This window comes from Enterobacter cloacae complex sp. SHL022 (assembly GCF_049237785.1).
GTDB lineage: Bacteria > Pseudomonadota > Gammaproteobacteria > Enterobacterales > Enterobacteriaceae > Enterobacter > Enterobacter hormaechei_C.
Genome location: NZ_JBMKJH010000001.1, coordinates 308,806 through 323,635, shown reverse-complemented (window position 1 = coordinate 323,635; position 14,830 = coordinate 308,806). Strand labels below are relative to the sequence as shown.

12 protein-coding genes are annotated in these 14,830 nt (G+C 57.7%); 11 read left to right on the top strand and 1 reads right to left on the bottom strand.

Annotated features, from left to right (window positions below):
• The first annotated feature begins 3 nt into the window (after positions 1–3).
• Entirely contained in the window at positions 4–2,013 is a 2,010-nt protein-coding gene (gene cheA, locus ACOTZD_RS01550; protein ID WP_003859698.1) for a chemotaxis protein CheA, read from the top strand.
• A gap of 19 nt (positions 2,014–2,032) precedes the next feature.
• The gene (gene cheW, locus ACOTZD_RS01545) at positions 2,033–2,536 is read left to right on the top strand and encodes a chemotaxis protein CheW (RefSeq protein ID WP_003859699.1); all 504 of its coding nucleotides are present in this window, start codon (positions 2,033–2,035) and stop codon (positions 2,534–2,536) included.
• Between the two features lie 45 nt (positions 2,537–2,581).
• Here cheW and ACOTZD_RS01540 read toward each other — a convergent pair whose 3' ends face one another.
• Positions 2,582–3,841: a dicarboxylate/amino acid:cation symporter gene (locus ACOTZD_RS01540; RefSeq protein ID WP_003859700.1), complete on the bottom strand. Its 1,260-nt coding sequence runs from the start codon at positions 3,839–3,841 to the stop codon at positions 2,582–2,584.
• A 426-nt stretch (positions 3,842–4,267) separates the two neighbouring features.
• Between ACOTZD_RS01540 and ACOTZD_RS01535 the strand changes: the two genes are divergently transcribed.
• From ACOTZD_RS01535 to ACOTZD_RS01495, 9 genes are all read left to right on the top strand, one after another.
• Complete coding sequence (locus ACOTZD_RS01535) at positions 4,268–4,840, top strand: Csu type fimbrial protein (RefSeq protein ID WP_003859701.1); 573 nt, start codon at positions 4,268–4,270, stop codon at positions 4,838–4,840.
• A gap of 7 nt (positions 4,841–4,847) precedes the next feature.
• Positions 4,848–5,396 (top strand): Csu type fimbrial protein, encoded by a 549-nt coding sequence (locus ACOTZD_RS01530; RefSeq protein ID WP_032609535.1) that lies wholly within the window; start codon positions 4,848–4,850, stop codon positions 5,394–5,396.
• A 16-nt stretch (positions 5,397–5,412) separates the two neighbouring features.
• On the top strand, positions 5,413–6,174 hold the full coding sequence (locus ACOTZD_RS01525) for a fimbrial biogenesis chaperone (protein WP_022651454.1): 762 nt from the start codon (positions 5,413–5,415) through the stop codon (positions 6,172–6,174).
• Positions 6,150–8,534 (top strand): fimbria/pilus outer membrane usher protein, encoded by a 2,385-nt coding sequence (locus ACOTZD_RS01520; protein ID WP_022651453.1) that lies wholly within the window; start codon positions 6,150–6,152, stop codon positions 8,532–8,534. Before ACOTZD_RS01525 ends, ACOTZD_RS01520 begins: the two co-directional genes overlap by 25 nt.
• Positions 8,531–9,493, top strand: a complete 963-nt coding sequence (locus tag ACOTZD_RS01515) for a Csu type fimbrial protein (protein ID WP_022651452.1) — start codon at positions 8,531–8,533, stop codon at positions 9,491–9,493. The genes ACOTZD_RS01520 and ACOTZD_RS01515 overlap by 4 nt, the downstream gene beginning before the upstream one ends.
• Positions 9,494–9,578: 85 nt before the next feature.
• Entirely contained in the window at positions 9,579–11,246 is a 1,668-nt protein-coding gene (gene tar, locus ACOTZD_RS01510) for a methyl-accepting chemotaxis protein II (RefSeq protein ID WP_023324886.1), read from the top strand.
• 44 nt (positions 11,247–11,290) lie between these two features.
• A complete protein-coding gene (gene tap / locus ACOTZD_RS01505; RefSeq protein WP_045340739.1) occupies positions 11,291–12,892 on the top strand; it encodes a methyl-accepting chemotaxis protein IV in 1,602 nt (533 codons plus the stop codon).
• 19 nt (positions 12,893–12,911) lie between these two features.
• Complete coding sequence (gene cheR, locus ACOTZD_RS01500; protein WP_003859714.1) at positions 12,912–13,778, top strand: protein-glutamate O-methyltransferase CheR; 867 nt, start codon at positions 12,912–12,914, stop codon at positions 13,776–13,778.
• Complete coding sequence (locus tag ACOTZD_RS01495) at positions 13,775–14,824, top strand: protein-glutamate methylesterase/protein-glutamine glutaminase (RefSeq protein ID WP_003859716.1); 1,050 nt, start codon at positions 13,775–13,777, stop codon at positions 14,822–14,824. Before cheR ends, ACOTZD_RS01495 begins: the two co-directional genes overlap by 4 nt.
• Positions 14,825–14,830 lie beyond the last annotated feature (6 nt).

The following is a 14,830-nucleotide window of genomic DNA, read 5'->3' as shown; positions in this document are numbered from 1 at the left end:
AGCGTGAGCATGGATATTACCGATTTTTACCAGACATTTTTTGATGAAGCCGACGAATTGTTGGCCGATATGGAGCAACATTTGCTGGATCTGGTGCCCGAGGCGCCGGACTCAGAACAGCTCAATGCCATCTTCCGTGCGGCGCATTCCATTAAAGGCGGAGCCGGAACGTTTGGATTTACCATTTTGCAGGAAACCACCCATTTAATGGAAAACCTGCTGGATGAAGCACGACGCGGTGAGATGCAGCTCAATACCGACATTATCAACCTGTTTTTGGAAACGAAAGATATTATGCAGGAACAGCTCGACGCCTATAAAAGTTCGGCAGAGCCTGATGCCGCCAGCTTTGAATACATCTGCAACGCGCTGCGTCAGTTAGCGCTGGAAGCCAAAGGTGAGGCGTCTGCGCCCGCTGTCCCTGCGGCAAAACTGAGCGTTGTTGACGCCGTGGCCGAACCCGCTACGGCGCCTGACGCGCCCGCAGGAAAACTGCGCGTGGTGCTGTCACGTCTGAAGGAGAACGAGGTCAACCTGCTGGAAGAGGAGCTGGGGAACCTGGCGACGCTCAGCAACGTGGTGAAGGGCAAAGACAGCCTGGCCGCGACGCTTGACGGCGGGATCGGTCAGGATGACATCGTGGCAGTGCTCTGCTTCGTCATTGAAGCGGATCAGATTGCGTTTGAAACCGAGGCGGCGGCCGTTGAAGCGCCAGCTCCGGCAGAGAATACCCCTGCGGTAGTTGCCGCTGCCCCGGCACTGAAAGCCGTGCCAAAAGAGACGGCTGCCCCGGCCCGCGGTGAAAAACCGGCGGCGCGTTCCAGCGAGTCCACGAGCATTCGCGTGGCGGTGGAGAAAGTGGATCAGCTAATCAACCTGGTGGGTGAACTGGTGATCACCCAGTCGATGCTGGCCCAGCGTTCCAACGAGCTGGACCCGGTGACTCACGGCGATCTCATCACCAGCATGGGCCAGTTACAACGTAACGCCCGCGATTTGCAGGAATCGGTGATGTCCATCCGCATGATGCCGATGGAATATGTCTTTAGCCGCTTCCCGCGCCTGGTGCGCGACCTGGCCGGCAAGCTCAACAAACAGATCGAACTCACGCTGATGGGCAGCTCCACCGAGCTGGACAAGAGCCTGATCGAACGCATTATCGACCCGTTAACGCACCTGGTGCGTAACAGCCTCGACCACGGCATCGAGCTGCCGGAAAATCGCGTGGCAGCCGGAAAATCGCCCGTGGGCAACCTGATCCTGTCAGCGGAACATCAGGGCGGCAACATCTGCATCGAAGTGACCGATGACGGCGCGGGCCTGAACCGCGAGCGCATTCTGGCGAAGGCGATCTCGCAGGGAATGGCGGTCAACGAAAACATGACGGACGAAGAAGTGGGCATGCTGATTTTTGCCCCGGGCTTCTCAACCGCAGAGCAGGTCACCGACGTTTCCGGCCGTGGCGTGGGCATGGACGTGGTGAAACGTAACATTCAGGAGATGGGCGGTCACGTTGAGATCCAGTCTAAGCAGGGTGCAGGCACCACGATTCGTATCCTGCTGCCGCTGACGCTGGCCATTCTTGACGGCATGTCCGTTAAAGTGGCGGACGAAGTCTTTATTCTGCCGCTGAACGCGGTGATGGAGTCCCTCCAGCCGCGTGAAGAAGATCTGCATCCGCTGGCGGGCGGGGAGCGCGTGCTCGAAGTACGCGGCGAGTATCTGCCGCTGGTGGAACTGTGGAAAGTGTTCGAAGTGGACGGGGCAAAAACCGAGGCCACGCAGGGTATCGTTGTGATCCTGCAAAGCGCCGGACGCCGCTACGCGCTGCTGGTTGATCAGCTGATTGGTCAGCATCAGGTGGTGGTTAAGAACCTGGAAAGCAACTACCGCAAAGTGCCGGGGATCTCTGCTGCCACCATCCTGGGTGATGGTAGCGTCGCGCTGATCGTCGATGTATCGGCACTTCAGGGATTAAATCGTGAACAACGTGTGGCGAACACAGCCGCCTGATTAAGTAAAAGGTAATAACATGACCGGTATGAGTAACGTAACGAAACTGGCGGGCGAGCCATCGGGGCAGGAATTCCTGGTTTTCACTTTAGGTGATGAAGAGTACGGTATCGACATCCTGAAAGTGCAGGAAATTCGTGGTTACGACCAGGTAACGCGCATTGCGAACACGCCAGCGTTTATCAAGGGTGTGACCAACCTGCGCGGTGTGATTGTGCCTATCGTGGACCTGCGCGTGAAATTCAGCCAGGGCGATGTGGAGTACAACGATAACACGGTGGTGATCGTCCTGAATCTGGGGCAGCGCGTGGTGGGGATCGTGGTGGATGGCGTGTCTGATGTACTGTCGCTGACCGCAGATCAAATCCGTCCTGCGCCGGAGTTTGCGGTCACGCTGTCGACGGAATACCTGACGGGGTTGGGTGCGCTCGGCGAGCGTATGCTAATTCTGGTGAATATTGAGAAGCTGCTGAACAGTGAAGAGATGGCGCTGCTGGATATTGCGGCGAATCATGTAGCATAAAATGAAGCCGGGTAAGCGTCAGCGCCACCCGGCTCTTTTGTATCCTTACGCCTCCTGCTCCACCAGCTCTGCCTCCGCTTCCCGCGCCCCTTCATTCTGCGACAGCATCGCCGTCGCAATCCCGTTCCCCAGCACGTTAATGGCGGACCGTCCCATATCCAGGAAATGATCAATCCCCATCAGCAGCAGGATCCCGGCCACCGGAATGTTAAAGCTCGGAATGGTTGCCGCCAGCACCACCAGCGACGAGCGCGGTACACCCGCAATGCCTTTCGAGGCCAGCATCAGCGTTAACATCAGCACCGTCACCTCGGTGAAACTCAGGTGAATGTTGTACGCCTGGGCGATAAACATTGAGGCGAACGAGCAGTAAACCATGGAGCCGACCAGGTTAAACGAGTAGCCGATCGGCAGGACGAAAGAGGCGATATTCCGTGAACAGCCGAAGCGCGCTAACTGCTCCAGCGTTTTCGGGTATGCCGCTTCAGAGCTGCTGGTGGTAAACGCGACCAGCACCGGATCTTTCAGCATCGCCACCAGACGAAAAATCTCTTTTTTCAGCACCATGTAACCTACCGCCAGCAATACCAGACAGGTCAGAAGGATCGCCACATAGTAACCGCCAATAAACGAGGCATAGTTCAGCAAAATGCCCAGCCCCTGGGTGGCAATGACGGACGAAATTGCGGCAAAAATGGCCAGCGGCGCAACGTACATCACGTAGCCCGTCACCTTCAGCATAATGTGGGAGACCACATCCAGCGCCGCGACCAGCGGAGCGTTGAATTTTTGGCCCAGTGACGCGCCGCCAATGCCGAAGAACATCGAGAAGACCACAATTTGCAGGATCTCATTGTTCGCCATCGCGCCGGCAATGCTGGTTGGAATGGTGTGTGACAGGAAGGCTTTCAGCGACATCCCACTAACGGCCAGGCCGGTATCAACTGTCTCTGTGGGTATGCTCAGGTTCAGACCGCTGCCGGGTTGTTCAAGGGTAACAATAAACAGCCCCACCAGAATGGAAAGCACGGATGAGCTGATAAACCACACCATCGCTTTACCCCCGACGCGCCCAATCGTCGACGTTTCACCCAGCTTCATAATGCCCACCGTCAGGGTGCTGAACACCAGCGGGGCAATCACCATCTTAATCAGCCGCAGGAAAATATCGGTCAGTAGCGTAATGTTCTCCGACCAGGCCTGTATCGCGTCGGACGAAGCATACTCATGGATCGCCGCACCTGAAAGAATACCCGCCAGCATGAAAATCACGATGAAGAGCGTGAGTTTGTTTGCACTTGCCACAAAAAGATCCTCTATGCGCTAAAAGAGTTTCCTGCGTCGATGCATACAAAATTTTTATTTAAGCGCAGGAAAATATTCGAGGCATAAATTGAAGTAAAGCTGCGTGAGTTACAACTTGTTTTTAATTTTTATGAAATTCGTTGTTTTTATCATAACGATATATTGTGATGCAGATCACATTACACGCGATATATCCTCAGATTAAGCAAGAATAATGCCCGTTTTATTTTGCTAACTCTTTGTAATGTTTGTTAATAGTCTGTTAATTGGGGGCGGGTGTCTCACCTTCGTTGAAAGTGGTTGAAGCGTGAACCATAAACTAAATTCTCAGTAACCGCGCCGGGGAATGTTTAAGCGGGGCTAACATACTGAACAGTATGAATAAAATATGGCAAGCGGACCATTATTTCTTCTGGAGGGTGGTAAATGAAAAGAAAACTTCTTTTTATCTGCGCGGGTACACTGCTGACGGCGGCGACTGTCGGTCAGGCGCTGGCAGTCACCAGTAGCGGTACTATCGGGGCGACGCTGACGTTGACGAACGGTTGTTTGATCAACGGCTCGCCAACGCAAAACGGCATTAACTTCGGGACACTCGATTTCGGGACCCATCCTGCGACATTCTCCACCCTGACAACCCAGTTAACCGGGGCCAGCGGCGGAAATACCTTTACCATTCAATGTACCACTGCCAGTTACACGGTGGCGATCACCGGCAACACCAACGCGACCGCACCCGGAACCGTTGTCGGCACCCCCGGCACACCCGCCCGATATCTGGTGAACACCGCCAATGCGGCACAGGGCGTGGCATACAGCCTCTATAGCGACAGCGGGTACAACAACGTGATTGCTAACAACGCCGCGTTGCCCGTAGCTTCCACAGCGGGCGGGGTGAACAGCTATACCCTCTACGGGCGCATAACAGGCGGCGGCAATAGCGTAACGGTTGTACCGGGAACCTATACCGACACGATTAACGTCAGCGTCACCTACTGATTCAGCCATGAAGGCATTGTGTTTATGTCTGCGCGAAAGCGCAGAGGGCGTCGTGCACCCTTTTTTGGCCCTGATCGTCGGGCTGATGATGATCTGCGACGCCAGGGCGGTGACATCCCAGTCCTTCAGGGTGAGCGCGACGGTAGTACCAGGATGCTCGGTGAGTACCGGCACGGGCGGGCGCTTTGGGACGCTGGATTTTGGAACCCGCAATGGCGTGGACAACACGCCGGTCAGCACCAGCTTTGTCGCCGACGGCGCGTTGTCCATCGCCTGCACACCGGGTGTGGCGCTAAGTATGAGCATTAACGGCGGTCAGAATTATAGCTCTGTGAGGCGGATGACGCGTTCAGGCGGGACAGAGGTGGTCGGTTACCGGCTCTACAGCAGCAGCTCACTGGCCGCGAACAGTGAAATTGGCGTTAACCAGGCCATACCGATTACCTATACCAACAGCAATAACATCGCGTTGCCTCTTTTTGGCGTCGCGCTCCTGACGGGGTTTAGCCTGCCGGGAACATATTCAGATCAACTCACCGTGACCTTGTCATGGTAGGAAAGGGAGAACATCGATGAAGCCATTTTTCAGGCGATCAGGCCTGGTGGGTCTGTTGGGGGCAACGGCTCTGGCAGCGGGCCAGGCGCAGGCAGCGGCAACCATTCTTTTGTGGCCCATCGATCCGTGGCTTTCGGCAGAGGCCAGAGCAACTGAATTGTGGATCCAGAATCAGGGCAACAGCGCCACGACAATGCAGATACGCATTGTGCGCTGGAAACAGGAGGGCGGATATGAGCGTTACACCGCCCAGCAGGATGTGGTCGCCAGCCCGCCGATCGTGACTATCGCTAAAGGCAGTAAACAGCTTATTCGCCTGATCAAGCAGGGGACGATCCCGTCGGGGGTTGAGCAGGCCTACCGCATTATTGTGGATGAAATTCCCCAGCCGGATGCCAAAGCGGAACCGTCCATGGGCCTCAAACTGCAAATGCGCTATTCGATTCCTTTATTTGTTTATGGGCAGGGGATCCCCACCCTCAACGAAGGGGCACACCACGCGCTGGCGAACACCCAACAGCTGAGCTGGCGGGTCGTTCAGGAGGGGGGGAAACCCGCGCTTCAGGTCCGTAATCAGGGGGATGTTCACGTCCGGCTCAGCCAGGTTGCGGTTGAGCAGGGCGGGCAAAAACGCACGGTTGCCGAGGGGCTGCTGGGTTATGTGTTGCCAGGCAGCACCCGAAGCTGGCCGCTTCCGGCAGGGATTTATCAGCCGAACCGGATGAGCGCGCAAATTAATGCCAGGGATACGCAATGGCAATCGACGCCCGTCAACTGAAACCGGCGATGATGATCCTGCTTTGCGTCAGTACCAGCGCCTTTGCCGAAACCGGTGACGACAGTTTACCGCCGCCGCCGGATGCACGGACGATGAACGGCGAAGCAGTATTCCAGCTCGCCCTGGTGCTGAACCACTATGACACGGGTCTGGTGGTGCCGGTGACGCAGCGCGAGGGTGCCTGGTTTATTTCGGGCGCGGATTTGCTCCGCGCCGGGCTGCCGCCCGCGCATGTGCCTGCCGGAGAGGTGAATCTCTCGACGCTTACGTCGGTACGCGCAGAGTACGACAGCACGGCCCAGCGTCTGTTGCTGACGGTCCCCCGGGACTGGGTCGCCGCGCGGATCACGCCGTTCAGCGAACAGAACACGCATAGCAAGCCGCACTATGGCCGCGGCGCGTTGCTCAATTACGACGTTTATACCAACCATTCCGAGCACACGGGCGGCCAGGCGTCGGTCTGGCACGAGTTCCGCTATTTCAATGAGGATTATTCGTTTTCATCGACGGGTTACGCCCGGCAGAATTTCACCGGTAACAGCGGGCAGCAGGAAGGGTACGTGCGCTACGACTCAACGTTTCTGATCACCAACGAGGAAGATGCCACCACCTGGACCGTCGGGGACGTCATCAGCGATGCGCTGAGCTGGAGCACCAGCGTGCGCATGGGCGGGATCAGCTACGGGCGCGACTTCTCCCTGCGTCCTGATCTGGTGACCTGGCCGCTGCCGGCGTTTTCCGGCGAGGCGGCTGTCCCGACCTCGGTCGATCTCTTTATTAATGGCTACCGTTCCGGCTCCACCCGCCTTCAGCCGGGGCCGTTTACCCTCACCAATCTGCCGTATATCAACGGTGCCGGGGATGCGGTGCTGGTTACCACTGATGCGCTGGGTCGTCAGGTGAGTACCACGCTGCCGTTTTATGTCAGCAGCGATCTGCTTAAGCAGGGGTTAAGCGACGGCGCCGTGACGCTGGGTAGCCTGCGGCGTAACTACGGTATTGAGAATTTTGACTATGGCCCGGCGGCGGGCAGCGGATCGTATCGCTACGGGGTGACCGACTGGCTGACGCTGGAGGGGCATGCGGAAGGGGCGGAGTCGCTGGCGCTCGGCGGTGCGGGCACGGTGCTGAAGCTCGGGCGTTTTGGCGTGGTAAATACCTCGTGGACCCAAAGCCGCATGCGCGGCGATAGCGGCGGCCAGATAAACTGGGGCTATCAGTACAACACCAGCGAGTTTAGCGTAGCGACCCAGCATACCCGGCGCGACCGTGGCTTCGGCAACCTCGCCCTGTACGATCAGCCCACCGTTTATGATGAAAATGATAACCCCGTTGCCAGCCTGAGCCGCAATACCGACCAGTATTCCTTAACCTTTAACCTCGGCGGTTACGGCAATATCGGCGCGGCGTGGATCGGGGTTGAAAGTTTTGACAGCAAAAAAACTGAGCTGCTCAACCTCTCCTGGAGCCGTAATTTGTGGGGCTCAAGCAGTATTTATCTGGCTGCCAGCCGTGACCAGCAGCGGGGCGACTGGACGGTTGCGCTGTCGTTGCAGGTTCCCCTCGGCGAACGTGACAGCGCCGCCGTCACCTTTGAAAACACCCCTGACGCAGGCAGCACTCAACGCATTAACTACAACCACTCGATGCCTTCAGACGGCGGCTTTAGCTGGAACATGGCCTGGGCCAACCAGTCGCGGTCGAGTAACTATCAGCAGGCCACGCTCGGCTGGCGGAATAACAACGTGGAGCTACAGGGCGGCGGCTACGGTGAGAAGGGCATGATGACCTGGTGGGGCGAGGCGATGGGTTCTGTCGTGCTGATGGACGGTGAGCTGTTTGCGGCGAACAAAATCAACGATGCGTTTGTGGTGATCAGCACCGACGGACATCCGGACGTACCCGTCAGCTACGAAAACCAGCCGGTTGGTAAAACCAATAACAAAGGTTATCTGTTGGTCAGCGGCGTTTCCGCCTATTACCCGGCAAGCTACCGCATTGATACCCTGAACTTACCTGCGGATACCCGGCTGAAAGAGACCGAGCGTCGGGTGGCGATTCGTCGGCATAACGGTTATCTGGTGGATTTCCCGATGGAGCAGGAGCGGGTTGCCAGCGTCATTCTGCACGATGCGCAGGGCAATGCGATCCCGGTGGGAAGCCAGGTCAGACGCGCATCCCGCAGCAGCGCGGTTGTCGGCTATGACGGCCTCGCCTGGCTGGAAAACCTCAACGATGTGAATCCGCTCGAGGTCATCACCCCGGAGGGTAAACGCTGTACGGCAACGCTGACCGTTGGTGCAAACCCTGAGCATAAGCTGCAAACCTACGGTCCGCTGACCTGTCGGGAGGCGCCGTGAGACGCCTGTTAATCGCGCTTCTGCTGCTGTGCTCCGGCGGCAGCTGGGCGGCCTGTACCGTCAGTACGGTGAATGCCTCGTTTGGCAGCGTCACCTCGTTCGCACTCAGCGGCACCGGGGAAGTGGAAACGACGGGCACGCTGGTGGTGACCTGCGATACCGTTCTCAACCTGTTAACCAACGACTCGGTGACGCTGAATTACACTTCGGCATCCGTCTTTGCGAATAGCCGGGCGACCATGAAGCGTACGGACAACGCGGCTATTACCGATGTCATTCCTACGCGCCTGTGCGGGGCGTCCGGCTGCGGCGGAAACAGTGAAATACAAATCAGCAAAGCCTATACCTGGAGCGGAAACACGCTGCTCGGGCTGCTGGGTTCAAGGCGCTACAACATTCCCCTTTATTTCCGGACCGTAATGGGGCAGAACGTCACCGCCGGGCCGTATCAGGTGTTGTTAACGTTCAGCATTAACTACAACGTGTGCGCCGTTGGCGCGGTCGGAGCGTGCCTGACCCCGCAAACCGGCACGGCAACCACCTCGATCCTCCTCAACATGACCGTCACCAACGATTGCAGCACCATGACCACGCCGGACGTGAATTTTAACAGCGCGCCGCTGGTGCAAAATTTTCCCACCGTTTCACAGTCGGTTGCCGTCACCTGTACCAAAGGCAGCACCTACACCATAGGCATTAATAATGGGGCAAATGCCCTGAACAACGTGCGTCGTATGGTCAGCGGCAGCAACTTCATGAGTTACGACATCTACAAAGAGGCGACCAGCAACCGCTGGGGTAGCAGCGGCAGCGAGCGCTGGGCCAGCGCCAGCTCATCGCAGGTCAGTACGGACGGGCTTTTACGTACCTACAACTACACCGCCAAAGTTCTGACCAGCCAGGCCACGCCGCCTGCCGGAACCTACACCGACACGCTGATTGTCGACGTCGCATTCTGACTCCCGCGCTTTTCCCTTTCGCAAATGTAAAGTTCCTGTGGCCTGTGCCGATAACACCGTTAATAAATCTATGAGAAGGTGTTGTATGTTGAACCGTATCCGCGTTGTCACAATGCTTATGATGGTGCTGGTCATTTTCGCACTTCTTCAGCTTACTTCTGGCGGCCTCTTTTTCTCGTCGTTAAAACAGAACCAGGACAGCTTCGCGGCCTCGAACGATTTGCGAATGCAGCAAAGCGAACTGACCACGACCTGGGATCTGATGTTGCAGACGCGTATCAACCTGAGCCGCTCGTCTGCCCGCATGATGATGGACCCAAATAACCAGCAGAGCAGCGCAAAAACGGAACTGCTGAAGAATGCGCGCGCCACGCTGGCAGACGCGGCGAAACATTACGACGCCTTCAAAAAAATCGCCCCTCAGCCGGCAATGGCGCAGGCGAGCGCGAACATAGATGAAAAATATCAGGCCTACTTCGCCGGCCTCACGGAGCTGGTGCAGTTCCTGGAGAAGGGCAATATGGACGCCTATTTCGCGCAGCCGACCCAGGGAATGCAGAACGCCCTCGGCGCGGCGCTCGGCGAGTACGCCAAAGCCAGTGGCGAGCTTTATCACTCCGCCTTTACGCAAAGCCAGAACGACTACCGTTTCGCGAAATGGCAGATGGCGGTTCTCGCCCTCGCGCTGGTCATTGTGCTGGTGGCCGTGTGGTACGGCATTCGTCATATCCTTCTTAACCCGCTTGGCCGCGTCATTGCCCATATCCGTGATATAGGCCGGGGCGATCTCACGAAAACGCTGTCCGTTATTGGCCGCAATGAGATCTCCGAGCTGGCAACCAGCGTCGACCATATGCAGCGTTCGCTGATTGATACCGTCGCCAACGTGCGCGAGGGGGCGGATGCCATCTATACCGGCACGAGTGAAATCGCGATGGGCAACAACGATCTTTCGTCCCGTACCGAACAGCAGGCGTCCGCTCTGGAAGAGACGGCGGCCAGCATGGAGCAGCTCACCGCGACCGTGAAGCAGAATGCCGACAACGCCCGTCAGGCGTCGCAGCTTGCAGAAAGCGCGTCCGACACCGCCCAGCGCGGCGGTCGGGTGGTCGACGGCGTGGTGAAAACCATGCATGACATTGCCGACAGCTCGAAGAAAATCGCCGACATCATCAGCGTTATCGACGGCATCGCCTTCCAGACCAACATCCTGGCGCTGAACGCGGCCGTTGAAGCGGCGCGTGCGGGCGAGCAGGGCCGCGGGTTTGCCGTAGTCGCCGGCGAAGTGCGTAACCTCGCCAGCCGCAGCGCCAATGCGGCGAAAGAGATCAAAGCTCTGATTGAAGACTCTGTTTCACGCGTGGATACCGGCTCGGTGCTGGTGGAAAGTGCGGGTGAAACCATGAATGACATCGTGAATGCCGTGACGCGCGTGACGGACATCATGGGTGAAATCGCCTCTGCATCGGATGAGCAGAGTCGTGGTATTGACCAGGTCGCCCTGGCGGTATCGGAAATGGATCGTGTGACGCAGCAAAACGCCGCCCTGGTGCAGGAGTCCGCTGCCGCGGCCGCTGCGCTGGAGGACCAGGCGAGCCGCCTGAAAATGGCTGTCTCGGCGTTCCGTCTTACTTCAAAAACAACAAATACGGTCAGCTCGCGGTCGGTGTACGGCGAAGCAGCCCCGGCGCCCGTGACAGCACGTACGCGCGCAGCGGTGACCGGACAAGATGAAAACTGGGAAACATTTTGACTGACAATTAAACCGCGGCTGCTTGCCGCTTGATGGGAGCGTGGATGTTAAATCGTATTCGTATCTCGACCACACTGTTTTTGATTCTGATCCTGTGTGGGGTTTTGCAGGTTGGCAGTAACGGGTTGTCTTTCTGGGCGTTTCGCGATGGCTATCAGAATTTGCAGGAAGTTGAGACGAGTAATCAGCAGCGCTCCGCACTGGCACAAACGCGTGCCGTGCTGTTGCAGGCAAGCACTGCGCTGAACAAAGCAGGGACGTTAACCGCGCTGAGCTATCCGCCGGAGGATATTAAGGCGCTGATGGTTGTGGCCCGCAGCAGCCTGAAGCAGGCCGACGCGCAGTTCAAGGCCTTTACGGCGCAGGAGGCGGTCAGTGAGAAAGAGAAAGCGCTCAAAGTCGCCATGAAAAAGACCTTTGATGTGTGGTACGGCGATCTCGACCATCAGGCGACGTGGCTGGAGAACAACCAGCTTTCTGACTTCCTGACCGCGCCGGTGCAGGCGTCTCAGGCGGCGTTTGACGACAGCTTTAACGCATGGCAGCAGGATATTAACCAGTTTGTGGCGCGTGCCGGTGCGGACAGCCGTACCAGTTACCGCATGTCAGGGATGATATTCCTGACCATGGTAATCCTGGCGGCCCTGCTGACCGGCGGCTCGCTGTGGTGGTCGCGCAAAATGATCGTCCAGCCGCTGGCCATCGTCAGCAGTCACTTCGACAGTATTGCGAAGGGCGACCTGGCGCGTCCGGTGGCCGTGTATGGCAGGAATGAAATATCAGCGATTTTCGCCAGCCTGAAGGCGATGCAGAGTTCGCTGCGGGAAACGGTAAGCAACGTTCGCCAGGGCAGTTACGCCATGCATACCGGGATCTCCGAGATTGCGGCAGGCAATAACGACCTCTCTTCCCGCACTGAACAGCAGGCGGCATCGCTGGCGCAGACGGCGGCCAGCATGGAGCAGCTGACCGCGACGGTAAGCCAGAACGCCGATAACGCGCGTCAGGCGTCCGACTTGTCAAAACAGGCAGCGATGACGGCGAAACGTGGGGGCGATCAGGCTTCTCACGTTGCCAGCACGATGCAGGAGATTGCCGCCAGCTCGCAGAAAATTGGCGACATTATCAGCGTTATCGACGGTATCGCGTTCCAGACCAATATTCTGGCGCTGAACGCGGCGGTGGAAGCGGCGCGTGCCGGCGAGCAGGGGCGCGGGTTCGCGGTGGTTGCCGGTGAAGTCCGAAACCTCGCCAGCCGCAGCGCCAATGCGGCGAAAGAGATCAAAGGGCTGATAGAAGAGTCGGTCTCCCGCGTTCAGCAGGGCTCCGCGCTGGTGGATACCGCCGCGCAGACCATGCACGAGATAGTCACCTCCGTGACGCGGGTTAACGACATTATGGGCGAGATTGCCTCGGCGTCTGATGAACAACGCCGTGGTATTGAGCAGGTGGCGCAGGCCGTTACACAGATGGATCAGGTTACACAGCAGAACGCCTCACTGGTGGAAGAGGCGGCGGCTGCGACCGATCAGCTGGCAAACCAGGCGGATCACCTTACCGGGTTAGTCGCCGTATTTAATGTGAAAGAGCACGTTGAAGCAGTAACAGAAGTCGGACGGTCACAGGCCGTGCCCGTTGTATCCTGAATGTGATTGAGAAGGCGCTATGACATCACCCATGCCCTCAGGGCAAACGTCATTATTGTTGCAGATGACACAGCGCCTCGCGCTGTCCGACGCGCATTTTCGTCGGATATGTCAGTTAATCTACCAGCGTGCGGGGATCGTGCTTGCGGACCATAAGCGAGACATGGTCTACAACCGGCTGGTGCGGCGCTTGCGCACGCTGGGGCTGGACGATTTTGGCCGCTATCTGAGCATGCTCGAAGCGAACCAGAACAGCGCCGAATGGCAGGCATTTATCAACTCATTAACCACCAACCTGACCGCGTTTTTCCGCGAGGCGCATCACTTCCCGGTGCTGGCGGAACACGCCCGCCGCCGTGGCGGAGAGTATCGCGTCTGGAGCGCGGCGGCCTCTACCGGGGAAGAGCCGTACTCGCTGGCCATCACCCTGGCGGACACCCTGGGCATGGCACCGGGTCGCTGGAAAGTGTACGCCAGCGACATCGACACGGAAGTGCTGGAAAAAGCCCGTAACGGCGTTTATCGCCAGGATGAGCTGAAAACGCTGTCTCCCCAGCAGCTACAGCGTTACTTCATGCGCGGTACCGGCCCGCATGAAGGACTGGTGCGCGTACGCCAGGAGCTGGCGAACTGCGTGGAATTTGCCCCCGTTAATTTACTGGATAAGCAGTACAACGTGCCGGGGCCATTCGACGCCATTTTTTGTCGTAACGTGATGATCTATTTTGATAAAACGACGCAGCAGGACATTTTGCGTCGCTTTGTTCCGTTGCTCAAGCCTGACGGTTTACTGTTTGCCGGGCACTCGGAAAACTTCAGCAACCTCGTGCGTGAGTTTAGCCTGCGTGGGCAAACGGTATATGCGCTGAGTAAGGAAAAAGCATGAGTAAAATCAGGGTATTGTCTGTCGATGATTCGGCGCTGATGCGTCAGATCATGACCGAAATCATCAATAGCCACAGCGATATGGAGATGGTGGCGACAGCGCCCGATCCGCTGGTCGCGCGGGATTTAATCAAAAAATATAACCCCGACGTGCTGACGCTGGATGTTGAAATGCCGCGCATGGATGGCATCGATTTCCTGGAAAAATTAATGCGCCTGCGCCCGATGCCGGTGGTGATGGTGTCATCTCTGACCGGTAAGGGTTCAGAAATCACCCTGCGCGCGCTGGAGCTGGGGGCGGTGGATTTTGTCACCAAGCCGCAGCTCGGCATTCGCGAGGGGATGCTGGCGTACAGCGAGATGATCGCCGAGAAGATCCGCACCGCGTCCCGGGCGAAGCTTGCCGCGCATAAACCGACGGCAGCCCCGGCAACCCTGAAGGCGGGGCCGTTACTCAGCTCGGAAAAGTTGCTGGTGATTGGCGCGTCAACCGGAGGAACAGAGGCAATTCGCCATGTACTCCAGCCATTGCCGCTCTCAAGCCCGGGTATTCTGATTACGCAACATATGCCGCCGGGCTTTACCCGCTCGTTCGCGGAGCGCCTGAATAAGCTGTGCCAGATCAGCGTGAAAGAGGCGGAAGACGGCGAGCGCGTGCTGCCGGGTCACGCCTATATCGCCCCGGGTGACAAGCACATGGAGCTGGCGCGCAGCGGGGCGAACTATCAAATCAAAATTCATGACGGGCCGCCGGTTAACCGGCACCGTCCGTCGGTGGATGTGCTGTTTCATTCGGTGGCGAAACATGCGGGGCGCAACGCCGTTGGGGTGATCCTGACGGGGATGGGTAACGACGGCGCCGCCGGAATGCTTGCGATGCACCAGGCTGGCGCCTGGACGATTGCGCAGAATGAAGCAAGTTGTGTGGTGTTCGGCATGCCGCGCGAGGCCATCAATATGGGTGGCGTAAGCGAAGTGGTCGATCTTAGCCAGGTAAGCCAGCAGATGCTGGCGAAAATCAGTGCCGGACAGGCAATACGTATTTGACTCAGG

Bases quoted from the DNA above. Each gene is read 5' to 3' on its own strand.
- cheW (WP_003859699.1), top strand. From the start codon at position 2,033: ATGACCGGTATGAGTAACGTAACGAAACTGGCGGGCGAGCCATCGGGG.
- ACOTZD_RS01535 (WP_003859701.1), top strand. From the start codon at position 4,268: ATGAAAAGAAAACTTCTTTTTATCTGCGCGGGTACACTGCTGACGGCG.
- ACOTZD_RS01530 (WP_032609535.1), top strand. From the start codon at position 4,848: ATGAAGGCATTGTGTTTATGTCTGCGCGAAAGCGCAGAGGGCGTCGTG.
- ACOTZD_RS01525 (WP_022651454.1), top strand. From the start codon at position 5,413: ATGAAGCCATTTTTCAGGCGATCAGGCCTGGTGGGTCTGTTGGGGGCA.
- ACOTZD_RS01520 (WP_022651453.1), top strand. From the start codon at position 6,150: ATGGCAATCGACGCCCGTCAACTGAAACCGGCGATGATGATCCTGCTT.
- tar (WP_023324886.1), top strand. From the start codon at position 9,579: ATGTTGAACCGTATCCGCGTTGTCACAATGCTTATGATGGTGCTGGTC.
- tap (WP_045340739.1), top strand. From the start codon at position 11,291: ATGTTAAATCGTATTCGTATCTCGACCACACTGTTTTTGATTCTGATC.
- cheR (WP_003859714.1), top strand. From the start codon at position 12,912: ATGACATCACCCATGCCCTCAGGGCAAACGTCATTATTGTTGCAGATG.
- ACOTZD_RS01495 (WP_003859716.1), top strand. From the start codon at position 13,775: ATGAGTAAAATCAGGGTATTGTCTGTCGATGATTCGGCGCTGATGCGT.